The 24,547-nt window shown below is 61.9% G+C and carries 22 protein-coding genes and 1 other RNA gene; 12 read left to right on the forward strand and 11 right to left on the reverse strand.

What is annotated here, in order from left to right; translation table 11 throughout:
- Positions 1-143 precede the first annotated feature (143 nt).
- Positions 144-548, reverse strand: coding sequence for a ferric iron uptake transcriptional regulator (gene fur, locus CAG46_RS24085; protein ID WP_015271870.1), 405 nt, complete (start codon positions 546-548; stop codon positions 144-146).
- A 97-nt stretch (positions 549-645) separates the two neighbouring features.
- On the opposite strand from fur, the gene CAG46_RS24090 reads away from it, so the two are divergent.
- Positions 646-1,179: an outer membrane protein assembly factor BamE gene (locus CAG46_RS24090; RefSeq protein ID WP_025340711.1), complete on the forward strand. Its 534-nt coding sequence runs from the start codon at positions 646-648 to the stop codon at positions 1,177-1,179.
- Positions 1,180-1,240: 61 nt separating this feature from the next.
- On the opposite strand, the gene CAG46_RS24095 is transcribed toward CAG46_RS24090, so the two are convergent.
- The gene (locus CAG46_RS24095) at positions 1,241-1,675 is read right to left on the reverse strand and encodes a type II toxin-antitoxin system RatA family toxin (RefSeq protein WP_025340712.1); all 435 of its coding nucleotides are present in this window, start codon (positions 1,673-1,675) and stop codon (positions 1,241-1,243) included.
- Positions 1,676-1,837: 162 nt separating this feature from the next.
- On the opposite strand from CAG46_RS24095, the gene smpB reads away from it, so the two are divergent.
- A complete protein-coding gene (gene smpB / locus CAG46_RS24100) occupies positions 1,838-2,320 on the forward strand; it encodes an SsrA-binding protein SmpB (RefSeq protein ID WP_013974300.1) in 483 nt (160 codons plus the stop codon).
- Between the two features lie 135 nt (positions 2,321-2,455).
- Here the strand turns inward: smpB and CAG46_RS24105 are convergent, their stop codons facing one another.
- Complete coding sequence (locus CAG46_RS24105; RefSeq protein ID WP_013974301.1) at positions 2,456-3,223, reverse strand: FCD domain-containing protein; 768 nt, start codon at positions 3,221-3,223, stop codon at positions 2,456-2,458.
- Between the two features lie 256 nt (positions 3,224-3,479).
- Here CAG46_RS24105 and CAG46_RS24110 point away from each other — a divergent pair, with 256 nt between their 5' ends.
- The 7 genes from CAG46_RS24110 to CAG46_RS24140 all read left to right on the forward strand — a co-directional run bounded on the left by CAG46_RS24110 (position 3,480) and on the right by CAG46_RS24140 (position 11,931).
- Positions 3,480-5,150 carry a lactate permease LctP family transporter gene (locus CAG46_RS24110; protein ID WP_015271872.1) on the forward strand — a complete coding sequence of 557 codons (1,671 nt, stop codon included), beginning with the start codon at positions 3,480-3,482 and terminating at the stop codon, positions 5,148-5,150.
- 63 nt (positions 5,151-5,213) lie between these two features.
- Positions 5,214-6,359 (forward strand): FMN-dependent L-lactate dehydrogenase LldD, encoded by a 1,146-nt coding sequence (gene lldD / locus CAG46_RS24115; RefSeq protein WP_013974303.1) that lies wholly within the window; start codon positions 5,214-5,216, stop codon positions 6,357-6,359.
- 75 nt (positions 6,360-6,434) lie between these two features.
- Complete coding sequence (locus tag CAG46_RS24120; protein ID WP_085617930.1) at positions 6,435-9,245, forward strand: FAD-binding and (Fe-S)-binding domain-containing protein; 2,811 nt, start codon at positions 6,435-6,437, stop codon at positions 9,243-9,245.
- Between the two features lie 561 nt (positions 9,246-9,806).
- Complete coding sequence (locus tag CAG46_RS24125) at positions 9,807-10,100, forward strand: hypothetical protein (RefSeq protein ID WP_085591686.1); 294 nt, start codon at positions 9,807-9,809, stop codon at positions 10,098-10,100.
- Positions 10,101-10,199: 99 nt separating this feature from the next.
- Positions 10,200-10,591: a transfer-messenger RNA gene (gene ssrA, locus CAG46_RS24130) on the forward strand.
- A gap of 592 nt (positions 10,592-11,183) precedes the next feature.
- The gene (locus CAG46_RS24135; RefSeq protein WP_061303559.1) at positions 11,184-11,462 is read left to right on the forward strand and encodes a DUF2790 domain-containing protein; all 279 of its coding nucleotides are present in this window, start codon (positions 11,184-11,186) and stop codon (positions 11,460-11,462) included.
- Positions 11,463-11,724: 262 nt separating this feature from the next.
- The gene (locus tag CAG46_RS24140; protein ID WP_061303556.1) at positions 11,725-11,931 is read left to right on the forward strand and encodes a co-regulatory protein PtrA N-terminal domain-containing protein; all 207 of its coding nucleotides are present in this window, start codon (positions 11,725-11,727) and stop codon (positions 11,929-11,931) included.
- A gap of 118 nt (positions 11,932-12,049) precedes the next feature.
- Here the strand turns inward: CAG46_RS24140 and CAG46_RS24145 are convergent, their stop codons facing one another.
- From CAG46_RS24145 to CAG46_RS24155, 3 genes are all read right to left on the reverse strand, one after another.
- Positions 12,050-12,610: a hypothetical protein gene (locus CAG46_RS24145; RefSeq protein WP_025340720.1), complete on the reverse strand. Its 561-nt coding sequence runs from the start codon at positions 12,608-12,610 to the stop codon at positions 12,050-12,052.
- Positions 12,611-12,918: 308 nt separating this feature from the next.
- Positions 12,919-13,971 (reverse strand): ADP-ribosylglycohydrolase family protein, encoded by a 1,053-nt coding sequence (locus CAG46_RS24150; RefSeq protein ID WP_085617932.1) that lies wholly within the window; start codon positions 13,969-13,971, stop codon positions 12,919-12,921.
- A gap of 11 nt (positions 13,972-13,982) precedes the next feature.
- On the reverse strand, positions 13,983-14,240 hold the full coding sequence (locus CAG46_RS24155) for a hypothetical protein (RefSeq protein ID WP_025340722.1): 258 nt from the start codon (positions 14,238-14,240) through the stop codon (positions 13,983-13,985).
- A gap of 119 nt (positions 14,241-14,359) precedes the next feature.
- On the opposite strand from CAG46_RS24155, the gene CAG46_RS24160 reads away from it, so the two are divergent.
- Positions 14,360-15,235: a WYL domain-containing protein gene (locus CAG46_RS24160; protein ID WP_025340723.1), complete on the forward strand. Its 876-nt coding sequence runs from the start codon at positions 14,360-14,362 to the stop codon at positions 15,233-15,235.
- A gap of 67 nt (positions 15,236-15,302) precedes the next feature.
- Here CAG46_RS24160 and CAG46_RS24165 read toward each other — a convergent pair whose 3' ends face one another.
- Positions 15,303-16,841 carry an MFS transporter gene (locus CAG46_RS24165; RefSeq protein WP_085617934.1) on the reverse strand — a complete coding sequence of 513 codons (1,539 nt, stop codon included), beginning with the start codon at positions 16,839-16,841 and terminating at the stop codon, positions 15,303-15,305.
- A 283-nt stretch (positions 16,842-17,124) separates the two neighbouring features.
- Here CAG46_RS24165 and CAG46_RS24170 point away from each other — a divergent pair, with 283 nt between their 5' ends.
- Positions 17,125-17,994, forward strand: a complete 870-nt coding sequence (locus tag CAG46_RS24170) for a LysR family transcriptional regulator (protein ID WP_085617936.1) — start codon at positions 17,125-17,127, stop codon at positions 17,992-17,994.
- Positions 17,995-18,001: 7 nt separating this feature from the next.
- On the opposite strand, the gene CAG46_RS24175 is transcribed toward CAG46_RS24170, so the two are convergent.
- The 4 genes from CAG46_RS24175 to CAG46_RS24190 form a co-directional block, all read right to left on the reverse strand.
- A complete protein-coding gene (locus CAG46_RS24175; protein ID WP_085617938.1) occupies positions 18,002-19,045 on the reverse strand; it encodes a YhcG family protein in 1,044 nt (347 codons plus the stop codon).
- A 144-nt stretch (positions 19,046-19,189) separates the two neighbouring features.
- Positions 19,190-20,581: a GABA permease gene (gabP, locus tag CAG46_RS24180; protein ID WP_075046444.1), complete on the reverse strand. Its 1,392-nt coding sequence runs from the start codon at positions 20,579-20,581 to the stop codon at positions 19,190-19,192.
- Between the two features lie 488 nt (positions 20,582-21,069).
- Positions 21,070-22,413, reverse strand: a complete 1,344-nt coding sequence (locus CAG46_RS24185) for an MFS transporter (protein ID WP_085599595.1) — start codon at positions 22,411-22,413, stop codon at positions 21,070-21,072.
- Positions 22,414-22,588: 175 nt separating this feature from the next.
- Positions 22,589-23,530, reverse strand: a complete 942-nt coding sequence (locus tag CAG46_RS24190; RefSeq protein ID WP_085617940.1) for a 2-hydroxyacid dehydrogenase — start codon at positions 23,528-23,530, stop codon at positions 22,589-22,591.
- A 99-nt stretch (positions 23,531-23,629) separates the two neighbouring features.
- Between CAG46_RS24190 and CAG46_RS24195 the strand changes: the two genes are divergently transcribed.
- Entirely contained in the window at positions 23,630-24,517 is an 888-nt protein-coding gene (locus tag CAG46_RS24195) for a LysR substrate-binding domain-containing protein (protein WP_085617943.1), read from the forward strand.
- Positions 24,518-24,547 lie beyond the last annotated feature (30 nt).

The raw sequence follows: 24,547 nt of genomic DNA on the forward strand, positions 1-24,547 counted from the left end.
ATTCACCGGACCTGAGCCTGCGCAGTACCTGTGGGAGCGGGTTTACCCGCGAAGAGGCCGGCACAAACGACACAGCTCTCTGCCTCAGAAAGCACAAAGGCGACCCGAAGGTCGCCTTTGCCATTCATAACGATAAAAAATCGTTACTTCTTTTTACGCACATACAGGACCAGATTGTGGTCCACCAGCTCGTAGCCATGCTCGGCCACGATTTCGCGCTGGCGTTTCTCGATCTCGGCATCCATGAACTCGATGACTTCACTGGTCTCCACGTTGACCATATGGTCGTGGTGACCGCCATCGGCCAGTTCGAACACCGCATGACCGCCGTCGAAGTTGTGGCGAACCACCAGACCCGCCGCTTCGAACTGGGTCAGTACGCGGTAGACGGTGGCCAGGCCCACGTCCTCGCCAGCCTCCATCAGCGCCTTGTAGACATCCTCGGCGCTCATGTGACGCTGCTCGGTGGAGTCGAGCATCTGAAGGATCTTGACTCGAGGCAGGGTCACCTTGAGACCGGCTTTGCGCAATTCGCTATTTTCAACCATGGTCAGCTTTCTCGCCGATGCTGCTTCGCAGCTTCTCTTAATACGGGTATGATCGGGGTTTACGTTGTCCAGCCAAGATAGTGGAAGTCGCCCACCGATGCAAAACACCAAGCTCTTGCTAACCAGCCTCACCCTAGTGGGACTGCTCGCACTCGCCGGTTGCTCGTTTCCCGGGGTTTACAAAATCGACATCCAGCAGGGCAATGTCGTTACGCAAGACATGATAGACCAATTGCGCCCCGGAATGACCCGCCGGCAAGTAAGGTTTATCATGGGTAACCCGCTGATCCAGGACACCTTCAACACCAACCGTTGGGATTACCTGTACAGCCTGCAGCCAGGCGGCGGCAAACGCCAGCAAGAACGCATGAGCGTATTCTTCAACGAAAGCGACCAGTTGGTCAGCCTTTCCGGCGACTTCATGCCAGGCGTCAGCCGCGACCAGGAAATCCTCGGTGGCAGCAGCGACACCACGGTCAGCCCGGCCAACCAGCCAGAGCAACCAACCGTGCAGCCTGAAGAGAAACCGGCCAAGCCAGGCTCGGTGGAAGAATCCATCCAGCGCGAGATCGACACCATCGAGACCACCCCGGTCCCGACTCCGGCTCCGTTGGAGACCTCGCCTCAATAAGCGGCGAGCAGATACAAAAAAGCCCGGACCTGGTCCGGGCTTTTTGTTGCCACCTTTTCAGTCAGGCATTCAGCTGCTTGGCACGCTGGCAGAACGCATCCACCAGCGTATTGGCCGCCTGGTTGAACAGCGGGCCCAGGGTCGCGCGCACCAGCGGGCCGGCATAATCGAACGACAGGTCCAGGCTGATCTTGCAGGCCTTGTCACCCAACGGCTTGAACACCCACAGGCCATGCAACTGGGTGAACGGCCCCTCTTCCAGGTTCATCTCGATGGACTGCCCCGGCACCAGTACGTTGCGCGTGACGAAGTGCTGGCTCATGCCGCCCTTGGCAACATCGAGCTTGGCGCGCATGTGCGTGTCGCTGGCTTCGATCACCGTCGAGGCCGAGCACCAAGGCAGGAACTGCGGATAGCTGGCCACATCGTTGACCAGATCGTAAAGCGCCTGGGCGGGGTATGGCAGCAGGGCGGAGCGTTGAATATGGGTAGTCATCCAGGCATCACTTCCAAGGCTGGGTGGCGGCGCTTCGCAGCGTGCCGAAAACAGGTTCTGTCGCAAAGACAGGGGCTGTATTGTCCGGTATTCATTGCAGTGGCTCAAGCACACCGAAATCCCATAGCCGACGACGCGGCGACTGCCTATAATGCCGCCCCTATGGCTAAACAAAAGAAACATCCGACCGGGACCATCGCGCAGAACAAGAAGGCGCGACACGATTACTTCATCGAACACAAGTTCGAGGCCGGGCTGGTCCTGTCCGGCTGGGAAGTAAAAAGCCTGCGAGCCGGCAAGGCGCACCTGACTGACAGCTACGTGCTGCTGAAAGACGGTGAGGCCTGGCTGTTCGGCAGCCACATCACCCCGCTGACCACGGCCAGCACCCACGTCATCGCCGACCCCATCCGCACTCGCAAGCTGCTACTGAACAAGCGCGAGCTCGAGCGCCTGGAAGCGGCCGTGGCGCAAAAGGGCTACACCTGCGTGGCCCTGGCGCTGTACTGGAGCAAGCACCTGATCAAGTGCGAAATCGCACTGGGCAAGGGCAAGAAGGAATTCGACAAGCGCGACACCATGCGCGAGCGCGATTCCAACCGCGAGCTGCAGCGGGCTGTGCGGAACAAGGGCAAGGAAGAGTAATACCTCTTCTTCAGCCTGCTCCGGCCTCTTCGCGGGCTCGCCCGCTCCCACAGGATTAACACTGAGTTCAGATTCGGTGCAGTCTCTGTGGGAGCGGGTTTACCCGCGAAGAGGCCAGCACTGCCAGTACAAATCTCAACGCCCGCTACGCCGCTCCGCCCGCGCCACTCGCTGCGCTTCTTCGTGCGCCTCTTCCAGCACCTCCTGCACATACAGAATGTGTCGGCTGGACACTTCCCGCGCATCCTCCGCCCTGCCCTCGACTATCGCCAGGTACAGCTCCCGGTGCTGGCTGATCAGCATGTCCCGGGTCTCGGTCCGTTGCTGGTACATGCCGCCGATGTTGGTCACCACGTTGCGCTTGAGCAGGTCGAACAAGCCGCGAATGGTGTGCAGCAGCACGGCATTATGGCTAGCCTCGGCAATCGCCAGGTGGAAGCGCGCATCGGCCGCGCCCTCCTCCGCCCGGGTCACTTCGTCGGCCCTGGCATAGCAGTCCTGCAGCGCATCGAACGCCGCCTTCAGCCGCGCCCGGTCCGGCTGGGTCGCGCGCTGGGCCGCGTAGTAGGCGCAGGAAGCCTCCAGGGTATGGCGGAATTCAAGCAGGTCACGCTGCGCCTCGGCACTGTGCTCGAGCAGCTGCAGCAACGGGTCGCTGAAAGTGGACCCCAGGGACTCGGCGACAAAATTGCCCCCACCCTGGCGGCTGACCAGCAGCCCCTTGGCCACCAGCTTCTGGATCGCCTCACGCAGTGACGGGCGGGACACGCCGAACTGCTCGGCAAGGACGCGCTCGGCCGGCAGCCGCTGCCCCGAGGTCAGCGTGCCTTCCAGAATCATCCCTTCCAACCGATCGACAATGTCGTCGGACAGGCGCCGTTGGCGGACCTGATCAAAAACCATCACATGCTCTCCACAAACCCCCGGCAGATTTCAGGGGGCGCCTATTCTCGCCGATCCAGATCGCGCAAACACCCACCAGGCGACGATTTTCCCTACCCACCAGGCGCCCGCTCATCGGCACGCGACCAAAGTTTTGCACGGGACAAATTGACACACCCACGAAGACGCTTTTAACCTAGCGCCCAGCCATTGTAAATTGGTCTTACCAATTATCCAATGCCAGTGCCTGACCAACAACAATTAGGGGCCACCCCATATGCAAACCTGGCAACAAATCTATAGTCCGCTTGGTAGTCTTGGCCTGTCCGCACTGGCGGCGGTCATTCCCATCGTCTTCTTCTTCCTCGCCCTCGCCGTATTCCGCCTCAAAGGCCACGTGGCCGGCAGCATCACCCTCGCATTGTCGATCCTGGTGGCGATCTTCGCCTTCCAGATGCCTGTCGACATGGCATTCGCCGCTGCGGGTTATGGCTTCCTCTACGGCCTCTGGCCGATTGCCTGGATCATCGTTGCCGCGGTGTTCCTGTACAAACTCACGGTCAAGAGCGGCCAGTTCGAAGTGATCCGCAGCTCGGTGCTGTCGATTACCGATGACCAGCGCCTGCAAGTGCTGCTGATCGGCTTCTGCTTCGGTGCCTTCCTGGAAGGTGCGGCAGGCTTTGGCGCACCGGTGGCAATCACTGCCGCGCTGCTGGTGGGCCTGGGCTTCAACCCGCTGTACGCCGCCGGCCTGTGCCTGATCGCCAACACCGCGCCAGTGGCCTTCGGCGCCCTGGGCATCCCGATCATCGTGGCCGGCCAGGTCACCGGTATCGACGCCTTCCACATCGGCGCCATGACCGGTCGCCAGCTGCCGCTGCTGTCGCTGTTCGTGCCGTTCTGGCTGGTATTCATGATGGACGGCCTGCGTGGCGTGAAGGAAACCTGGCCTGCCGCCCTGGTCGCCGGCCTGAGCTTCGCCGTCACCCAGTACTTCACCTCGAACTTCATCGGCCCGGAGCTGCCGGACATCACCTCGGCCCTGGCCAGCCTGATCGCCCTGACCCTGTTCCTGAAAGTCTGGCAGCCCAAGCGCTCGTTCGCCGAAGCCAAAGGCAGCGTCGGCGCCGCCGTGGTTCAGCCAAGCGGCAGCCAGCCAAGCCCCTACAGCTTTGGCGAGATCTTCAAAGCCTGGTCGCCGTTCCTGATCCTCACCGTGCTGGTCACCATCTGGACCCTGAAACCGTTCAAGGCGGCCTTCGCCCCGGGCGGCGCGATGTACAACTTCGTGTTCAACTTCGCCATCCCGCACCTCGACCAACTGGTGATCAAGACCGCACCGATCGTCGCCGCGCCAACCGCCATGCCAGCGGTGTTCAAGCTCGACCCGATCTCTGCCACCGGCACCGCGATCTTCCTCTCGGCGCTGATCTCCATGGCCGTGCTGAAGATCAACTTCAAAACTGGTCTGACCACTTTCAAGGAAACCTTCTGGGAGCTGCGCTGGCCAATCCTGTCGATCGGCATGGTGCTGGCCTTCGCCTTCGTCACCAACTACTCGGGCATGTCCTCGACCATGGCCCTGGTGCTGGCCGGTACCGGTGCCGCGTTCCCATTCTTCTCGCCGTTCCTCGGCTGGCTGGGTGTGTTCCTGACCGGTTCCGACACCTCGTCCAACGCCCTGTTCAGCTCGCTGCAGGCCACCACCGCGCACCAGATCGGGGTCAACGACACTCTGCTGGTAGCGGCCAACACCAGCGGCGGCGTGACCGGCAAGATGATCTCGCCGCAGTCGATCGCTGTGGCCTGCGCCGCCACCGGCCTGGTTGGCAAGGAATCCGACCTGTTCCGCTTCACCGTCAAGCACAGCCTGTTCTTCGCCACCATCGTCGGCCTGATCACCCTGATCCAGGCCTACTGGCTGACCGGCATGCTGGTTCATCACTAAAGTGAAAGGGGCCGGGCGCCATCGCGCGCCCGGCAATCCCCACACGCAACGCTGCGAGAATCCATGATCATTTCTGCCTCTACCGACTATCGCGCCGCGGCCCAACGCAAGCTGCCTCCCTTCCTGTTCCACTATGCCGACGGCGGCGCCTACGCCGAGCACACCCTGCGCCACAACGTCTCGGACCTGGCCAGCATTGCCCTGCGCCAACGCGTGCTGAAGAACATGTCCGAGCTCAGCCTTCAGACCAAACTGTTCGACGAAACCCTGAGCATGCCGGTGGCCCTGGCCCCGGTCGGCCTCACCGGCATGTACGCCCGCCGTGGTGAAGTGCAGGCGGCGCGCGCAGCGGCTGCCCACGGTATTCCGTTCACCATGTCCACCGTGTCGGTGTGCCCGATCGAAGAAGTGGCCCCGGCCATCGACCGGCCGATGTGGTTCCAGCTGTACGTGCTCAAGGACCGCGGCTTCATGCGCAACGCGCTGGAGCGGGCCAAGGCCGCCGGGGTAAAGACCCTGGTGTTCACCGTCGACATGCCGACCCCCGGCGCCCGCTACCGCGACGCCCACTCTGGCATGAGCGGCAAGAACGGCCCGCTGCGCCGTGTGCTGCAAGCCATGACCCACCCCGAGTGGGCGTGGGATGTCGGCGTGATGGGGCGCCCGCACGACCTGGGCAACATTTCCACCTACCGTGGCAACCCCACCGGCCTTGCCGACTACATCGGCTGGCTGGCCAACAACTTCGACCCGTCGATCTCCTGGAAAGACCTGGAGTGGATCCGCGAGTTCTGGGACGGCCCGATGATCATCAAGGGCATCCTCGATGCCGATGACGCCCGCGATGCGGTCAGGTTCGGTGCCGACGGCATCGTCGTGTCCAATCACGGCGGCCGCCAGCTCGACGGCGTGCTGTCCAGCGCCCGTGCCCTGCCGGCAATTGCCGATGCGGTCAAAGGTGACCTGAAGATCCTCGCCGACTCCGGCATCCGTAGCGGCCTCGACGTGGTGCGCATGATCGCCCTGGGCGCCGATACCGTACTGATCGGCCGCGCCTTCCTCTACGCCCTTGCCGTGCACGGCCAGGCCGGGGTGAAGAACCTGCTGGAACTGTTCGAGAAGGAAATGCGCGTAGCGATGGTGCTGACCGGCGCCAAGTCGATCAGCGAAATCACCCGCGACTCGCTGGTACGCGAACTGGGCGCCTGAACGCCCGCAAGAACGACCGCCTGATTGACCCGGGGCATGTGGCGCACAGACGCCACGGCCCCGCGAGGAGACTGCATGAGCCTGCCCGCCGCGTTCCTGCGTGATGCCGAGCGCCTGATCCCCGCCGAACGCCGCTTCGACGACCCCACCTCCACCCTGGCCTTCGGCACCGACGCCAGCTTCTACCGGCTGATCCCCAAGCTGGTGGTGCGCGTCGAGTCCGAAGACGAAGTGGTCGGCCTGATCAAACTGGCCCAGCGCGAGCGGGTGCCGGTCACCTTCCGCGCTGCCGGCACCAGCCTGTCCGGCCAGGCCATCAGCGACTCGGTGCTGATCGTGCTGGGCGATAACTGGAACGGCCGTGAAATCCGCGGCCAAGGCGAGCAGATCCGCCTGCAGCCCGGCGTCATCGGCGCCCAGGCCAATGCCTGGCTGGCCCCCTTCGGGCGCAAGATCGGCCCCGACCCGGCCTCGATCAACGCCTGCAAGATCGGCGGCATCGTCGCCAACAACGCCAGCGGCATGTGCTGCGGCACCGCGCAGAACACCTACCACACCCTGGCCGGCCTGCGCCTGGTGCTGGCCGACGGCACGCGCCTGGACAGCGAAGACCCGGCCAGCGTCGCCGCGTTCGAGGCCAGCCACGCCGACCTGCTGGAAGCACTGGCCCGCCTGGGCCGCGAGACCCGCGCCAACACTGCACTCGCCGAGCGCATCCGGCACAAATACCGGCTGAAGAACACCACCGGCCTGTCGCTGAACGCACTGGTGGACTACGACCAGCCGCTGGATATCCTGCAGCACCTGCTGGTCGGTTCCGAAGGCACCCTGGGCTTCATCAGTGCCGTCACCTACGACACCGTGCCCGACCACCCGCACAAGGCCAGCGCCCTGCTGGTGTTCCCCAGCGTGGAAAGCTGCTGCCGCGCGGTGACCGTACTCAAGCGCCAGCCGGTCTCGGCCGTGGAGCTGCTCGACCGCCGCAGCCTGCGCTCGGTGCAGAACATGCCGGGCATGCCGCTGTGGGTAAAAGGCCTGTCGGACAATGCCTGCGCCCTGCTGATCGAGTCCCGCGCCGCCAGCCAGAGCCTGCTGCATGAACAGCTGCAACAGGTGATGGCCTCGATCGCCGACTTCCCGCTGGAACAGCAGGTGGACTTCAGCGAAGACCCGGCCGTGTACAACCAGCTGTGGAAAATCCGCAAGGACACCTTCCCCGCCGTCGGCGCCGTGCGCCAGACCGGCACCACCGTCATCATCGAAGACGTCACCTTCCCCATCGAGCAACTGGCCGAAGGCGTCAACCGCCTGATCCAGCTGTTCGACAAGCACCGCTACGACGAAGCGATCATTTTCGGCCATGCCCTGGAAGGCAACCTGCACTTCGTCTTCACCCAAGGCTTCAACAGTGCCGAGGAAGTCGCCCGCTACCAGGCCTTCATGGACGATGTGGCGCAACTGGTGGCGGTGGAGTTCGGCGGCTCGCTCAAGGCCGAGCACGGCACCGGGCGCAACATGGCACCGTTCGTGGAGCTGGAATGGGGCCATGACGCCTACCAACTGATGTGGAAGCTGAAGCGCCTGCTCGACCCCAACGGCATCCTCAACCCCGACGTGGTGCTGAGCGAAGACCCCGACATCCACCTGAAGAACCTCAAGCCGCTGCCCGCCGCCGACGAGATCGTCGACAAGTGCATCGAGTGCGGCTTCTGCGAACCGGTTTGCCCGTCCAAAGGCCTGACCCTCAGCCCGCGCCAGCGCATCGTCATGTGGCGTGACATACAGGCCAAACAACGCGCCGGCATCGACACCCGCGAACTGCGCCAGACCTACCAGTACCAGGGCATCGACACCTGCGCCGCCACCGGCCTGTGCGCCCAGCGCTGCCCGGTCGGCATCAACACCGGCGAACTGGTGAAGAAACTGCGCAGCCAGGCCGCCGAGCACGAAAAAACCGCCGACTGGCTGGCCGAACACTTCCACACTGCCTTGGGCGGCGCGCGCCTGACCCTGACCGCCGCCAACACCGCACGCAAGCTGCTCGGCGCCCCACGCCTGGGCCGCCTGAGCGCCTCGCTGAACAAAGCCAGCAAAGGCCGCCTGCCACAGTGGACCCCGGCGATGCCACAACCCCTGCGCCCACTGGACATCGGCCCGGCCAGCAACGATGCCCGCCCTCGCGTGGTGTACCTGGCCGCCTGCGTCTCGCGGGTGATGGGCCCGGCCTATGCCGACCGCGAGCAGAGTTCGCTACTGGACAAGACCCGCGCCCTGCTGGAAAAGGCCGGTTACCAGGTGGTGTTCCCCGACAACGCCGACAGCCTGTGCTGCGGCCAGCCGTTCGCCTCCAAGGGCTACCCCGAGCAGGCCGAGCACAAACGCCAGGAACTGATTGCCGCCCTGCTGCACGCAAGCCGCGGCGGCCTCGACCCGATCTACTGCGACACCAGTCCCTGCACCCTGCGCCTGGTGCAAGACCTGAGCGACACCCGGCTGGACCTGTACGACCCGGTGCGCTTCATCCGCACCCACCTGCTCGAGCGCCTGGAGTTCACCCCCCAGGACGAACCAGTGGCCGTGCATGTGACCTGCAGCACCCAGCACCTGGGCGAAAGCCAGGCACTGATCGACCTGGCGCGGCGCTGCAGCAAACAGGTGGTGATCCCGGAGGGCATACACTGCTGCGGCTTTGCCGGTGACAAAGGTTTCACCACCCCCGAGCTCAACGCCCACTCGCTGCGCAGCCTGAAGGATGCGGTGCAGTATTGCAGCGAAGGCATTTCCACCAGCCGCACCTGCGAGATCGGCCTGTCCAGCCATAGCGGCATCGACTACCACGGGCTGGTCTACCTGGTAGACCGCGTCACCCGGCCGCGTAGCATATGACCGTTCAAGGCAAGTTCTGACGGCTATCGCAATCCCAGTCGGAGATTCTATGGTTTTTGGCAAGCATGTTCTTGTCGTGACAACTTTGTTGCCAGTGAGATCGAGCGCCGCCCGCGCGGCGCTTCGCGGGACAAGCCCGCTCCCACATTTGTTGCAACGTACCGAACCTGTCAGGCCATGGTTGCCTGCCTTGGCGCATGTCTTGAAACTGGTGAGGCGGCGGCAGCGCCAGCCGAGAAATTGAGTCAAAACAGGCTGACAACCATGGCCTAACAGACATGGGCACGTTGCAACAAATGTGGGAGCGGGCTTGTCCCGCGAAGCGCCGCGCGGGCGGCGCTCGATCTCACTGGCGCAGAAAGAATCAAGGCATGCACTATGCACCACCTCAACCCCCAGTCATGCCTGGGCAGCTATGTGCAGCACCTGTGGGAGCGGCTTCAGCCGCGAACACCGGCAAAGCCGGTGCCATCCCGCGCCAGCATCCCGATTGAACCCCCACCATTCCCCCACAGTCCACCCTTACAGGCCCACCTTCCAGAGGCCCAGAAGGAGACTCCCATGAAAGGTACCGCGCTTTCGGCCCTGTTCGCGGCCGCCACCCTGCTGGCTTCGCCGGTGTTCGCCGCCGAAGACCTGTGCACCGCCAACCTGCAAAAGATCGACGACAGCATGGCCACCGCCGGCGCCACCTCCGAAGGCCTGGACAAGGCCATCACCGAGCACGTCGACAAAGCCAAGGCTGCGCAAGCCTCGGGCGACACCAAGGAATGCATCGCCATCACCAGCAAAGTCCTGGAGCGCCTGGAAAAAACCGAGAAAGGCAGCGGCACCAGCGGCGGTAGCGGCGCGTGAGCCCAAAAGCGGGCGACCGGACCGGCTGTCGACGTCGCCCGCGCAATGGCGTATACTCCGCCTCACGTACCGTAAGGTGCGTTAGCCAAGAGCTAGTGTGGGGCCGATCAGGATTCGACGCCGGTAGCGAAACTCTAGGTGCATGCCGAGTTGGTAACAGAACTCGTAAATCCACTGTTGCAACTTTCTATAGTTGCCAATGACGAAAACTACGAGGGCTACGCTCTCGCTGCGTAAGCAGCTGAGCCCGCTCTCCTGGTAGCTTCGGCTCCAGCAATCATCAGGGGATGCCTGTAAACCCGAAATGATTGTCATACAGAACAGGATCGTCGTGTAGCACGTTGGGGGCAAAGCGACTAAAACTTACCCAACTCGTCCAAAGCACCCTGCCCGTCGGGCGGCTGCGGATTAACTCAGTAGACACGGCTAAGCATGTAGTACCGACAGCGGAGTACTGGCGGACGGGGGTTCAAATCCCCCCGGCTCCACCAAATTCCAAAGAAAAAGACGCCCTCGGGCGTCTTTTTTTTGTGCCTGGATTTTAGGGTGCACGAGCCCCCAAAATCAGATTTCACCCCTTCCGTGTAGGCCGTTTCCTCAGGCCGATGCTGTACTTGTGGGGGCGGGTTTACCCGCGAAGAATCCAACGCGGTGCATGGCACCGGCTATGCCGGTGTTCGCGGGTAAACCCGCTCCCACAGGGACCCTGCCAAATCAACAAGTCATGTGCAGTTCCCTGAAAGCCCAGCTTGCCGGAGATAGGAGCAGCACAAGCACCTGCAACGAGTAAGATCGATTAATGGCCAGCAAAGCACTGCTGGATGATGCCGAACTCGGCATGATGCGCTGAACACCACACTGCCCTTCCCCGTGCTCGGCCAGCCTCAAAAACGGACTTCGCCCAACAGATACGGGGGTCAAAGGACGAATGGTCGAAATGTGTCAGGCACGGGGAATTGCTGGGAGTTTTTTGCCACTACTGGCGTTTCAGCCAAGCGCGTTCGTCGTGGTGAAATGAACTTCACTTTCTCGGCGTGTCAGATTAGGTCCTTGTCAAGCGAACTTCAGTAGAGGTACAGCCTTATGAGCATGGCCACAATTGTAAGTGCCGTGATTTCCAGTCTCGCACCAAGTGTCTTTGACCATAACAGCCTGCAAGAACCCGGCGCGCATATCTCTGCCGTCGAATACCACTACGGGATGAACATAGATGTGAAACGCGTATTGCAACGCACCGATACATCCGACAAGACCGGTGTGGTACCGGTAACCGTAGTTTATGAAGACAGCAAGGGCGAGATTCACAAGATCCGCTTCCTCGAATGGGGTGGAAGCCCCGCAGCCCCTACTGGCGTGGCCTGATCCGCCCAACGTTAAAGCCCCCAGAAACGGAAGTCAAACCTCGTACGCTTTCAGTGCGAATGATGTTTCCATCACCTGAAAACGGACATGAGCGAATGATTAAAAGTTTATTCGCGAAAAACACTATTATCTTGACAGCCTAATTCTGCAAGTTAATTACCAGAATAGCTGAAATTCAATTTCAGCCAACAACAGCACACTCCAGCCAAACAGTGCTGGGTCATGCTGAGCAGTTCACAAAGTTTTACTTGAGGATATCCAGATGAAAACCATGAAAGTTCTCTTCGTTGCCGCCGCCCTGACCGCTTCTACTCTGGCGATGGCCTCCGGCGGTGGTGATCGGACCTTCGCACGCATGGAGTCAGCCCGCAAAGCCTCGATGCAGGCCTTCCAGCTCGCAGAGAAACAGAAAGCAGAAGCCGCTGTAGCTGAAAGCAAAGCCAAGCCAGCCAATGACGCCAAGGGCTGACCGGTATAGCGGCAGGTGACACCGTTGAGGCTGTACGCGCTCTCCTGCCATTCGTCATACGTGCGCTCGACCGCCACGCTGCTGAAAGGATGCGTGACGTTATGGCGTGTCACAGCCACTATGAAGCCGTAGTTTCCATGGTGCCTGCCGTACTGGCGACCACAAGCGCCACGATACAAGCCAGCAAAGCGAATGCCGTGAACACCGCCATCACATGCATGCATGGCATGACATGGTTCCAGGCTCGGGCTACCCCCAGAAAAGCGGCGAACAGCCAACCACTCATGGAGAACGCCCCCAAGAGTGCAAGGCGACCGCGGTCGGAACCCGGCAACAAGACGAAAGGGGCTTTTTGCAACAACGGGAAGCCGATGCGATGCAACAGACCGCCGTTCAATGTCAGCAACGCGACAACCGCAACCTTGGCCCAGAGCTTCTGGTTGAGCAAATACGCTGCGCCCTCGAGAAGATATCCCTGAAGTATCAACAGCAGACCACTGCCCCAAAGAGCCAGTAACGCGAGGGTGGCAATTTTCCTGGTTTCTTCCAGGTACTCATGTTTTGCCTGATCCAGCGCTTCCTTGCGCCAACTCCAAAGCTTGTGATCGGCAAGCAAGACCCTACCGAGGGCAATACAGGTGGCGAGTAGATGAACATACACGAGGAGCATTTTCAGCATTATTTTTATGACCTTCTTTTTATATGGACAATGCTCTCCTTGCGTCCTGAAATTTAATCTTAATGATACCGATTAACAGCTGCAACATAAAGTTTCAAAACCACCGGGCCAGCATCTTGACGGATTGGTCTACTTTTTATAGAGATCTCGGCTGCCCAGTTCAGTGGCGATCAAGCGATCAACAGGCTCATCGACGAATTTCGAGTGGATATCAATATCATCCACTCGACTCGAGAACCGGGGGCGGGCTGTAAAACGAAACGTCCCGGCTCCTCGGCCCCCGTGCAAACTCATGGCCTTCACTGCGTTCAACTACCCGGATAAGCCAGTTCGATCTGCTGATCGAACTCCCCGCCAACCCCACAATACTCCCGCGGAATGCGCTCGATATCTTCGGCTACCTGCGCAATCACCTGGTGCAGTTCCAGGTGCTCGAGCCAGCGGCCAGGAATAGCGGCAGCACCATGTTGCGCACCCAGCAAGTGCCCGACGACCAGCCCCGTACTGCTGCTGTCGCCGCTGTGATTCACCGCCATGGCTACCCCTTCTTCGAGTGACCGAGCTGTCAGCGCACACCACAACCCAACCGCCAGCACCTGGTCAGCGACCCAAGCAGCGCCAAAATCGTCAATGCGTTGCGGGGTGGGTGCATAGCCCTCGTAATAGAAGAACAGCACGCGCTCGATCAGGCTGCGCGTTTCCTCCATGCCAGGCACCTGCCCGTACCTGGCCAGGCTCTGAGTCACAGCGTGCTCCACGCTATCTTGTCGATCGACAATGCGCTGGAGAATGTCGGCGAACAGACCTGCCGCCAGGTAACCGGTCGGATGCCCGTGCGTCAGTCGCCCGGACTGCGCTGCGTAGTCAAATGCATGGGCAAAGAATGCACAGGGTGCAACCCGTACCAGGGCACCGCAGCCCTTGCTGTTGTTTTCGGCAACCGCACCCAGCCGCCCGCTGCTCTTGAGCGCATTCAGGCAAGTTGCATCGGGGGCGCGGCGCGACCAGAGCTCCACGTGCTTGATCAGCCAGCCATCCGTGGTCACCGGTATCGTCGAGGGGTAATCCTGTGTCATCAGCCAGCGCAGCAACGCGTGATGAATAATGCTGGGGACATGGCGGGGCTGCCGTGAGCTCCCAAGCACATAAGCCCGCAGCAAGCCTTCTGCGGTGAACAGCATCATCTGCGTATCGTCGCTGATCGCACCGGTGATGCCGTAGGCCGGTGCAAGATCAATGATGCCCTGCGCGCCGAATCTGGCCTTGATCACAGGCCACTCGAGAAACTCCACGGGGGCGCCAAGCGCGTCTCCCACTGCGCCACCCAGCAGGCAGCCTTTGATCCGTTCAAGCCTGTTCATGTCTTCCCTTGTCACTCTTCTGCAGAGACCAGGTTCTGCAAAAGCACCAGCTTGCTTTGCAGCTGCGCGATGTGCGCTTTGTCGGCACGCTGTGCCGCACGTAGCTCCCGGTTTTCCATCTCCCATATCCGCGCCCAACGCGCGTCCTGGCGACAGGCGAAAACCAGGTGCCAGATTTCTCGCAACCGCAAGTACTGCATCAGGAGCACCACCAGGATCACCCCGATCAACACCAACGCTCCTGTTGAAACCGCTTCAGACATGGTCATGTCCACTTCCTTTCGTGACTTCAATTTATTTCGAAGACAGGAACACGATATGTAGTGTTTAGTGACAGGTCTAGAATGTAGACTTATACAGGTAAAGTTATCGCGCACATGGAGAGGGTATGAAACGCAAGCAATCCATCGAGCAGGTACGCTGGGACCTGGCACTTCGCTATCGCTTGATCGAGACCGTTGCCTGGTGGGAAGGCCGGCTGACCACGGGCCACCTGATGCAGAGCTTTGGCATCAGCCGCCAGCAGGCGTCGAAGGACATCAATACCTACATCACCGAACATGCGCCCAAAAACTTGACATATGACAAGCAGCTCAAGGGCTATGTACCAAGCAAGCAGTTCAAGCCGCTGTTCATCGACGACAGCGCCAGCGCCTACCTGCACCTGCTTTATCAGAACAATGAGCGGGCCCCGCACATCGACGGGTTGGCACTGGCCTATGCGCATACCCGGGTGCTGGAAGTGCCGGACCGGCCTATTCGCCCGGAAGTGCTGCGCCCCTTGCTCAAGGCCTGCCGTGAAGGTTTGCGCCTGGAAACCGAATACGTGTCCTTCAACACCCCCAACGTGGAAGTGCGCCTCATCGCCCCGCACACGCTGGTCTACACCGGCATGCGCTGGCACGTGAGGGCTTACTGCGAAAAGAACGGCCAGTATCGCGACTTCGTCCTCAGCCGCCTGCGTGGGCAGCCAGACTTGCTCGACCAATCGCCGAACACCCGCGAGCAGGATGAAGACTGGAATGTCGAGGTGCCGGTCATCTTCGAACCTGACGGGCGATTGAACGCGGCGCAGAAGGCAATCATCGAAACCGACTTCGGCATGACGCAGGGGCAACTGGTGGTGCCCAGCCGCAGGGCGCTGGTTAAGTACGTGTTGCAGCGTTACCAGATCGACCACCGCAACCTGGCAGTACTTCCCGAGGCGCAGCAATTGGTGGTGAGCAACCTCAAGGAATTGAAGCCATGGCTGTTGAATGACTGATTGTCGAATGCCGCGACGAGGGGCTCGATGCCCCCAGTCGCTGTGTCGTGGTGCCCCGCCGCACGCTTCATGATTGCCCCTCGGCCAGCAATACCTCCGGCATGGCCGGCAGCGGCCGGCTCAACAACACGCCGACCAGCATCGCGAACAGCAGCGCCGCCACACCGACGACCTGCAACACGGCTTCGAAGCCCCCGATGAACGCCTGGCGGGCCAAGGGTGCCACCGTTTTCCGTAACCCGGGCTCAAGCAATGCCAATGCCGCCTGCAAATCACCCGCGGCAACCCGCGTAGCCATTGCGGCAACCTGGCCCGATTGCCCAGGCGCCACGGCAGCCATGGCCTCATACAGCAACTGCCCACTACGTGCAGCCAGCACACCACCCAACCCACCGATGGCCAGCACGATCGCCCCGAACCGCGTGGTTGTGCTCAACCCCGAAGCCATGCCGGTGCGCTCACGCGGCACGCAAGCCATGATGTTCTTCTGCGTATCGCCATTCAGCAGCCCGGCGCCAGCACCCAGCACCAGGCTGGCGAGGGCGAATGCACCGTAACCGCCCTGCTGCGTGGCCCAGGCACACAGCAGGTTACCCGCCCCGACCAATACCAGGCCGAGTGCGAACACCTGCGCCGGGCTCAAGTGTGCAGCCAGGCGCATGCCCAGGCGTGGCGTCAGCAGCATGGCCACGGCAAACGGCAACATGCCCGCCCCTGCGGCCAGGGCCGACAGCTGCAAGCCATTCTGCAAGTACAGCGGCAGCAGGGTCATCATCACCTGGGCGCAGGCAGCGTAGGCGAACATGCCCAGCAAGGCACCAACGAAACGCCCGCTACGCATCAGCCGCAGGTCGATCATCGGCCGATCCTGGCTGCGTTCGACCATGACGAACAGGCCGAACAGGAAGGCGCTGATCACCAGCCGTCCCAGGGTTTGCGCACTGCCCCAGCCCACCTGGTTGGCATCGATCATTGCCCAGATCAGGTAACCCAGGCTGCCGGCGAAAGTCAGGCTGCCCCATGGGTCGAGCCGGGCCGCAGTGCTGTCACGGGACTCTTCGACACTGCGCAGCACCATCACTGCGAGCACTGCCACCAACGGCAGGTTGATGTAGAAGATCCAGCGCCAGCCAAGGGTGCTGGCGATCAACCCGCCCAGCAGCGGCGCAAAGGTGATGGTGGCGCCCATGCAGGCGCCCCAGAAGGCCCAGGCGCGCATGCGTTCCTGGGGTTGGTGGAAGCGGTTGCCGATCGCGGCCAGTGCCGAGGTCAGCAGCAGCGCCGCGCCAACGCCCTTGGCTGCCCTGGCCAGGTCGAGGAACAGCAGGTTGGGCGCCGCGCCACAGGCCAGCGAGGCGATGCCGAACAGGGCCAGGCCGAGCAGCAGCATGCGGCGGCGGCCAAAGCGGTCGGCCAGGCTGCCAGCGGGCAGCAGGCAAGCGGCAAAGGCCAGCAGGTAGGCGCTGACCACCCATTCGATATCGGCGAACGAGCCGGACAGGTCGCGGGCGATGCTGGGCAGGCTGACCGCGACGATGTTGGTGTCGAGGATGATCAGGGCGCAGACCAGGGAGGCGGTGAGCAGGGTGAAACGCGCAGAGGGCATGGTGAGGCTCCGGATGCAGGGCTGGTTGGTCAAATCGCCGGGGCTGCCTTGCAGCCCATCGCAGGCAAGCCAGCTCCTACAGGGACCGCACCGCCTTCAAGGATTGCGCAATACCTGTAGGAGCTGGCTTGCCTGCGACGGATCGCAAAGCGGTCCCCTGCAATTCCCAGGCAGCCTTTGCCGCCAAGCCATCAGCCTTGTAGTGTTGGCCTCACCATAACGCCGCCAGCCCCCAGGCTTGTTAGCCCCGGCGGCCCGCGTCATTACCCTGCAGGTAACACCCATGGAAATCCGCCATTTCCGCTACTTCCTCTGCGTCGCCCGCCACGGTCATTTCACCCGTGCCGCCGAACAGCTGGGGATCGCCCCGCCCACCCTCAGCCGGCAGATCCAGGACATGGAGCGCGAGCTGGGCGTGCGCCTGTTCGAGCGTAACCAGCGCGAGGTCAACCTCACCGCAGCGGGCCAGGCCCTGTTGGTCGAGGCCGAACATGCCGTGCGCCAGTTCGATGCTGCACAACTGGGCGCGCAACGGGCCGCCCGAGGCGAAAGCGGGCGCATAGAACTGGGCTATGTGGCCTCGGCCGCGTACTCGGGCATGCTCCAGCAGCAAGTCAGCCGCTACAGCGAAACCTGCCCCGGCGTGCGCCTGAACATTCGCGAACTGCCCATGGCCGAACTGCCCGGTATGGTCCGCGACGGCCTGCTCGACCTTGCCTATGTGCGCTCACCGATGGAGCTGCCCGAGGAACTCGAAGCCATCGCCTTGCACCAGGAAGGTTTCGTGCTCGCCCTGCCCGCCAGCTCGCGGATAAATGAAGTGCCGCAGATCCCGGCCTCGCGCCTGGCCAATGAAACCTTCATCCTGCCCGAACAGATCTCCGGCACGCTGGAGGTGGCCGCACAAGGTGGTTTCGTCCCGAGGCTCGGTTCCCAGCCAGGCAGCCTGGTGGCGGTGATCACCCTGGTGTCACTCGGCCAAGGCATCGCAGTGGTGCCGGAGTCGGTGGTCCAGCGCGTCAGCCTGCCGCAGGTGAACTACCGGCGTATTGTCGACTGCCAAGCCAGCTCGTGGCTTAGCCTGATCCACCGGCGCTTCGAGAAAGCGCCGGCAGTGATGCGTTATGTGGAAAGCGTGAAGTGCGACATTTGATGGGTGCTCAAGCGTCCTGTTCCTCAGAAGCGCCCAAGGCATAGAACTCATGCAGCTTGGCTTGCAGCAGTGCCTTGTCCGGCAAGCGCGTTTGATACTCCGCAATCAGCGCTGGAGACAAACTGCGATTAAGTGCGTACTCGACCACCTCGTCGTCCTTGCTGGCACACAGCAACACGCCGATGGCAGGGTTTTCATGAGGCTTACGCTCATTGCGATCCAGTGCCTCAAGATAAAAATCGAGCTTGCCCAGATACTCGGGCTCGAAGCGACCAACCTTCAGTTCGATCGCTACCAGGCAGTTGAGGCCACGGTGGAAGAACAGCAAGTCCAGTGCGAAATCCCGGCCGCCAACCTGAAGCGGATATTGAGAGCCGACGAAACAGAAATCCCGGCCCAATTCGCTCAGGAACTGTTTGAGCCGCTCCATCAGTGCGCAATGCAAGTCAGCCTCAGCATGGTCCCCAGGCAGGCCAAGGAACTCGACCATGTAGGCATCTCGGAAAACATCCATGGCCGCCGGATAATTCTGCCTCAGCGCCGCTGAAACTTTTGCCGGGCTAGCGATGCTGCGTTCATACAAAGCGGCTTTCAGTTGACGCTCGAGCTCACGCCTTGACCAACGCTCCTGAACAGCCATGCGCACATAAAACTCGCGCTCATCGCGCTGCTTGCACTGTCCCAGAATGATGAGGTTGTGGCTCCAAGACAATTGTCGCACCAGTGGTGCGACTTTCTTATCACCTCGGTATGAATCGTAGAACTGACGCATCCGGAACAAATTCGCGCGAGTGAACCCGCGCAATCCAGGCTGCGTTCGAGCAAGATGCACAGCCAGCTGACTGACCACCGAATCACCCCACTCCGCCTGCTCCAGTTTGCGACTGATATAGGCACCAACCTGCCAGTACAACTCGATCAGTTGAGTATTGACCGCCTGCGCCACCCGCTGCCTGGCGCCTTGAATCAACGCCAGCACTTCCTCAAAACGGTCATCCTTTACCAAAGGAAGGGCCGGCGGCGCTTGTAGGTCTTGTTGTTCTGCGCTCATGCATCGACTCCCTTTATGAATTCGAAAGGGAGTCTACGCCCGGGGAGTCGCCGTTCGACCGTCAACGACACCGAACAAGTGTTTCAAAAAAACAAAGGGCACCCATCCACTGGTGCCCTTTGCCCTACCGCCAGGTGAACTCAATCACCCCATCGAACGCACCCCCACAGGTTGCGCATTGCCCCGCGTGGTCACGATCCCCAGGAAGGAAATCACGATCGCCAGGCCCAATGTCGAGCTCACTTCTGCCCGGTGTTCAGGCGTGAACATCATGACCGCCAGTGCTCCGCCAATGAACAGGATCACCGCCCAGGTCAGGTACGGGAACAGCCACATGCGGAACTTCAGCTCGGTGTTTTCCCGCTCCAGGCGGCGGCGCATGCGCAGCTGCGAAATGGCGATGACCATGTACACCAGCAAGGCAATGGCGCCGGAGCTGGCCAGCAGGAACTCGAACACGCCCTTCGGCGCGAAGTAGTTGAGGATGGCAATGGCCGCGCCGATCAGCGTGCTGCCGAATACCGCAGCGCGTGGCACACCGACCTTGGAGGTCTTGTTGAGCATGGCCGGTGCGTCACCGCGCTTGGCCAGCGAGTACATCATCCGCGAGGCAATGTAGATCGAAGAGTTCATGCAGCTGGTCACTGCCACCAGCACCACCAGGTCGACCATGAAGGCCGCGTTGGGGATGTTCATGATCTCCAGCGCACGCTGGTAGGAACCCACCACCGCCAGCTGCGGGTCGTTCCAAGGCACCACCGAAATGATCACGAAGATCGACAGGATGTAGAAGGTGCTGATGCGCCAGATCACCGAGCGAGTGGCCTTGGCGATGTTGCGCGACGGGTCGCTGGATTCGGACGCGGCGATGGTCACCGCTTCGGTGCCGATGAAGCTGAACATCACGGTGATGAACGCACCCACCACGGCCGACCAGCCCTTCGGCGCGAAGCCGCCGTGCTCGGCCATCAAGCCGCTCAGGCCGCTGACCTCGCGGTTGGGCAGCCAGCCCATCAGTGCGGCGAAACCCAGGCCGATGAAACCGAGAATGGCCGTGACCTTGAGGATGGCGAACCAGAACTCGAACTCACCGTACTTGGCCACGCTGAACAGGTTGGTACCGGCCAGCAGCAGCACCGAAGCCAGGGCGAATATCCAGCTGTCCACCTGCGGGAACCAGGCGTTCAGCACATGCCCGGCGGCCAGTGCTTCGATCGGGATTACCAGTACCCAGAACCACCAGTACAGCCAGCCGATGGTGTAGCCGGCCCAGCGGCCGATGGCCTGCTCGGCGTAGGTGGAAAACGATCCGGTGTCCGGGTGTGCCACGGCCATTTCGCCGAGCATGCGCATGACCAGTACCACCAGGGTCCCGGCCACGAAATAGGAAATTATGGTAGCTGGCCCGGCTGCCGCGATGGCGTGGCCAGAGCCGACGAAAAGTCCGGCGCCGATGATGCCGGCGATGGACAGCATCGTTACATGACGTGGCTTGAAACCTTGTGCAAGGTTGCCATCAGATCCCACGGTGTTCATTGATGTTGTTCTCTTTTTGCTGACACAAGGATGGACGGGCAGGTGTAGGCGAAAATATCTCCTTTGAAATCAATAAGTCGACACGTTACTCGCGCTCTGTTGTTGATATTTGGCACGCGTCACAGAGCAACGTGTCAGTGCAGGTCGGGCTTCATTTAAGCCCCGCAGGGCTGTGGGAAATTACACGAGAACGCCCCGGAACTGTTCGATCACGACAGGGCATTTCCATGAACGCCAGATGTCGCGAATGGCATGCCCGATCGCGTCACCAGGCCGTCTGAAGCTTTTGTTTTTCATTTGGGTGTGTTTGTGGCTGTACTGGCCCTTTCGCGGGCTCGCCCGCTCCCACAAGTACTCCACGCCCCTCAAACCTGTGGTGTACCTGTGGGAGCGGGCAAGCCCGCGAAAGGGCCGGTGCCGGCATCACCACTTTCTGCCAGCCACAAAAAAGCCCCGGTCTCCCGGGGCCTCTGTTGCCAGGCGTCTGCCTACGCCTGCCCGGTACGCTCGAAGCGTCGGGCCAGCAACAGGTAAGCGAGGATCCCCAGCACGCCATGGGCGGCCACGAACCAGAGTGCGTTGTGGAACGAGCCGGTGCTGGCCACCACATAACCGATCACCAACGGGGTGACGATACCGGCAATGTTGCCGATGCCGTTGAACACGCCACCGCACAGGCCAACCATCTTCTTCGGCGCCACATCCGACAACACCGCCCAGCCCACCGCCGCCAGGCCCTTGCCGAAGAAGGCCAGGGTCATCAGGGCGATCACCGCGGCATTGCCGTCCACATAGTTGGCCAGCACCAGGCTGGTGGACAGCCCCATGCCGATGATGAACGGGGTCTTGCGCGCCTTGGACGGGTGCACGCCACGACGGATCAGCCAGTCGGACACGAAGCCACCGAGAATGCCACCGGTAAAACCGCAGATTGCCGGCAACGCGGCCACCCAGCCGGCCTCCATGATGGTCATGCCACGGCCCTTGATCAGGTAGATCGGGAACCAGGTGATGAAGAAGTAGGTGAGCGCGGTGATGCAGTACTGGCCCAGGTACACCGCCCACAGGTTACGGCTGGTGAACAGTTGCGCAAGCTCGGCCCGGGTCGGTTTGCTCTTGGCGGTCTTGCGTTCCTTTTCCAGGTCGACCAGGGCGCCGCCTTCACGCATGTAGTCCAGCTCTTCGGGGCTCAGCCCTGGCGCACTGTGCGGCTCGTGGTACAAGCGGAACCACACCACGCTAAGCGCCAGCCCCAGCACGCCCATCCAGATGAACACCTGCTCCCAGCTCAGCGCATGGGTCATCCACGCCATCAACGGTGCGAACACCACCACGGCCATGTACTGCGCCGAGTTGAACAGTGCCGAGGCGGTGCCGCGCTCGCGGGTGGGGAACCAGCAACTGACGATGCGCGAGTTGGCCGGGAAGGCCGGCGACTCCACCAGGCCCAGCATGAACCGCATGGAGAACAACGCTACAGCGGCGGACACACCAGCCAGGCCCATCCAGCCCACGGTCCCTTGCAGCAGGGTGAACAGCGACCAGAGGATCAGGCTGATGCCGTAGACCCGGCGGGCGCCGAAGCGGTCGAGCAACCAGCCGCCAGGTACCTGGCCCAGGGCGTAGGCCCAGGCGAAAGCAGAGAAGATCATGCCCAGCATGACCGGGTCCAGGCCGAGGTCCTTGAGCACCTCGGTGCCGGTAATCGACAGGGTGGCGCGGTCGGCGTAGTTGATGACGGTGATGACGAAGATCAGTGCCAGGACCAGGAAGCGATGGCGACCGATCCCGGCCACGGCCTGCGGTGCGGCGACGGCGGATTTGCTGTTCATGTGGACCCTCTTGCTTCTCGGTGGAAGCGATTGTTCTTGTGCGGAGAAGGTGTGGCCCTTGGGGCCTTGTGTTGCCTGTGCCGGCCTCTTCGCGGCTAAAGCCGCTCCCACAGGGTCAGTGCAGTGTTCAAGGCATGCGCTGTCCCTGTGGGAGCCGGCTTGCCGGCGATGTGGCCTACGCGCAATTCGGGGGAACCTCGCCGCGGAAGCAAGCAGCGAGATTCGATAAAACCATCTGCCCCATTTCCAGCCGGGTTTGCAGCGTGGCGCTACCCCGGTGCGGTTGCAGACTGACCTGGTCGAGGTCAAGCAAGGCCGGCGGCACATGCGGCTCGTCGACGAACACATCCAGCCCAGCCCCGGCAATGCGCTGCTCACGCAACGCCTCGACCAGCGCCTCTTCATCGACCAACTTGCCACGCGCCACATTGACCAGGTACCCCTCCGGCCCCAGTGCATCGAGCACCTCGGCCGTCACCAGCACCTGCCCGCCATCGGCGGCAGCTGCAACCACCAGCACATCCACCGAGCGCGCCAGCTCGACCAGGTCGGCCTCATAGCGGTAGCCGGTTTCTGGTTGCTCGCGCCGCCCGTTGTAGGCAATGCGCATGTCGAATGCAGCGGCACGCCGAGCGATAGCCTTGCCCACCTCGCCAAGCCCGACGATGCCCAGTTCGATACCGCTGACCTTGCGCGCCAATGGCAGGTCGACCTTGCCCCACAAGCCATCACGCACCAGCCGCTCACCCTCGCCCAGGCGGCGCAAGGTGCCAATGATCAAGCCCATGGCCAGGTCGGCCACATCTGCAGTGAGCACACCCGGCGTAGTGGTGACATGGATGCCGCGGCTGGCCGCATGGCGCAGGTTCACAGCATCGGTGCCGATACCGCTGATGGCGATGATCTCCAGCGCGGGCAGTTGCTCCATCAGCTCATTGGACAGGCCCTTGGCACCGCCTGTAACCACACCACGAATGCGCGGGCCGGCTTCGTCGAGCAACTGTTGCGGGTTGGAATGCTGATACAGGCGATGTACCCGATAGGCGCTGACCAGCCGGGCATCGATGGCCTCTGGTACTGGCTGGGTCAACAGCACTTCGATGGGGTTTTCGTTCATGGTGGGCATCCGGCAGTTCGAAGACATGACTCGATGCTAGGCCGGCATTTGATACAGGTCTAATATAGATGCTGGATCGAATAATTCAGGAATTGAATCATGGAGCTGCATCAGCTGCGCTGCTTCGTGGCCGTGGCCGAAGAGCTGCATTTCGGCCGTGCCGCCACCCGCCTGCACATGACCCAGCCGCCCTTGAGCCGGCAGATCCAGTTGCTGGAACATGCCCTCGGCGTGTTGCTGCTCGAGCGTAACAACCGCCAGGCGCGGCTGACCCTGGCGGGCCAGAGCTTTCTCGAAGACGCCCGTCGCATCCTGCAGATCGCCGAGTCGGCCAGCCAGTCGGCGCGGCGCATTGCTCATGGCGAAGCGGGCCGGTTGACCCTGGGTTTCACCGCAGTGGGTGCCTACAGCATGATCCCGCGCTTGCTGGTGCATGCCGGGCAGGCGCTGCCGGACATCGAACTGGTGCTCAGCGAACGCGTCTCCAGCACCCAGGTGCATGACCTGGAGGCAGGGCTGATCGATGTTGGCCTGGTGCGCCAGGTATTGCCCAGCGCGCGAGTGGAGTACCTGCCGATCCACCGCGAACCCTTCATCGCCGCCCTGCCCGCCGGGCATGCGCTGGTGGCACGTGAGCGGCTCAGGCCGAGCGATTTCGATGAACAACCATTCGTGATGTACAGCGCCAACGAAGGGCGCTACTTCCATGACCGCATCGCCAACCTGTTTGCCCGGCATGAGGTGCAGCCGCGGTACCTGCACCAACTGGGGCAGACTCACTCGATACTGGGGCTGGTCAATGTGGGGCTGGGCTGCGCGGTGGTGCCGGCCTCGGCGCAGGCATTGCGCCTGGAGCAGGTGGTGTTCAGGCCATTGGTGGGGATGGAGCAGCAGGCGGAGATTTTCCTGGCGTTCTGCCGGGATAACCCCAACCCGGTGCTGGGGGCATTCGTGGCGATGGCGCGGGCCTTCTTCGAGCAGGGTTAACCTGTTCCGGCCTCTTCGCGGGTAAACCCG

It is taken from the genome of Pseudomonas sp. B23(2017) (assembly GCF_002113725.1).
Classification (GTDB): Bacteria; Pseudomonadota; Gammaproteobacteria; order Pseudomonadales; family Pseudomonadaceae; genus Aquipseudomonas; species Aquipseudomonas putida_Z.

Coding starts and splice junctions, on each gene's coding strand:
- CAG46_RS24190 (WP_085617940.1), bottom strand. CDS start 23,530: ATGAACGAAAACCCCATCGAAGTGCTGTTGACCCAGCCAGTACCAGAG.
- CAG46_RS24175 (WP_085617938.1), bottom strand. CDS start 19,045: ATGAGCGCAGAACAACAAGACCTACAAGCGCCGCCGGCCCTTCCTTTG.
- CAG46_RS24140 (WP_061303556.1), top strand. CDS start 11,725: ATGAAAACCATGAAAGTTCTCTTCGTTGCCGCCGCCCTGACCGCTTCT.
- CAG46_RS24165 (WP_085617934.1), bottom strand. CDS start 16,841: ATGCCCTCTGCGCGTTTCACCCTGCTCACCGCCTCCCTGGTCTGCGCC.
- CAG46_RS24195 (WP_085617943.1), top strand. CDS start 23,630: ATGGAGCTGCATCAGCTGCGCTGCTTCGTGGCCGTGGCCGAAGAGCTG.
- smpB (WP_013974300.1), top strand. CDS start 1,838: ATGGCTAAACAAAAGAAACATCCGACCGGGACCATCGCGCAGAACAAG.
- CAG46_RS24135 (WP_061303559.1), top strand. CDS start 11,184: ATGAGCATGGCCACAATTGTAAGTGCCGTGATTTCCAGTCTCGCACCA.
- CAG46_RS24110 (WP_015271872.1), top strand. CDS start 3,480: ATGCAAACCTGGCAACAAATCTATAGTCCGCTTGGTAGTCTTGGCCTG.
- CAG46_RS24170 (WP_085617936.1), top strand. CDS start 17,125: ATGGAAATCCGCCATTTCCGCTACTTCCTCTGCGTCGCCCGCCACGGT.
- CAG46_RS24090 (WP_025340711.1), top strand. CDS start 646: ATGCAAAACACCAAGCTCTTGCTAACCAGCCTCACCCTAGTGGGACTG.
- gabP (WP_075046444.1), bottom strand. CDS start 20,581: ATGAACACCGTGGGATCTGATGGCAACCTTGCACAAGGTTTCAAGCCA.
- CAG46_RS24105 (WP_013974301.1), bottom strand. CDS start 3,223: ATGGTTTTTGATCAGGTCCGCCAACGGCGCCTGTCCGACGACATTGTC.
- CAG46_RS24160 (WP_025340723.1), top strand. CDS start 14,360: ATGAAACGCAAGCAATCCATCGAGCAGGTACGCTGGGACCTGGCACTT.
- CAG46_RS24185 (WP_085599595.1), bottom strand. CDS start 22,413: ATGAACAGCAAATCCGCCGTCGCCGCACCGCAGGCCGTGGCCGGGATC.
- CAG46_RS24125 (WP_085591686.1), top strand. CDS start 9,807: ATGAAAGGTACCGCGCTTTCGGCCCTGTTCGCGGCCGCCACCCTGCTG.
- lldD (WP_013974303.1), top strand. CDS start 5,214: ATGATCATTTCTGCCTCTACCGACTATCGCGCCGCGGCCCAACGCAAG.
- CAG46_RS24120 (WP_085617930.1), top strand. CDS start 6,435: ATGAGCCTGCCCGCCGCGTTCCTGCGTGATGCCGAGCGCCTGATCCCC.
- CAG46_RS24095 (WP_025340712.1), bottom strand. CDS start 1,675: ATGACTACCCATATTCAACGCTCCGCCCTGCTGCCATACCCCGCCCAG.
- fur (WP_015271870.1), bottom strand. CDS start 548: ATGGTTGAAAATAGCGAATTGCGCAAAGCCGGTCTCAAGGTGACCCTG.
- CAG46_RS24145 (WP_025340720.1), bottom strand. CDS start 12,610: ATGCTGAAAATGCTCCTCGTGTATGTTCATCTACTCGCCACCTGTATT.
- CAG46_RS24155 (WP_025340722.1), bottom strand. CDS start 14,240: ATGACCATGTCTGAAGCGGTTTCAACAGGAGCGTTGGTGTTGATCGGG.
- CAG46_RS24150 (WP_085617932.1), bottom strand. CDS start 13,971: ATGAACAGGCTTGAACGGATCAAAGGCTGCCTGCTGGGTGGCGCAGTG.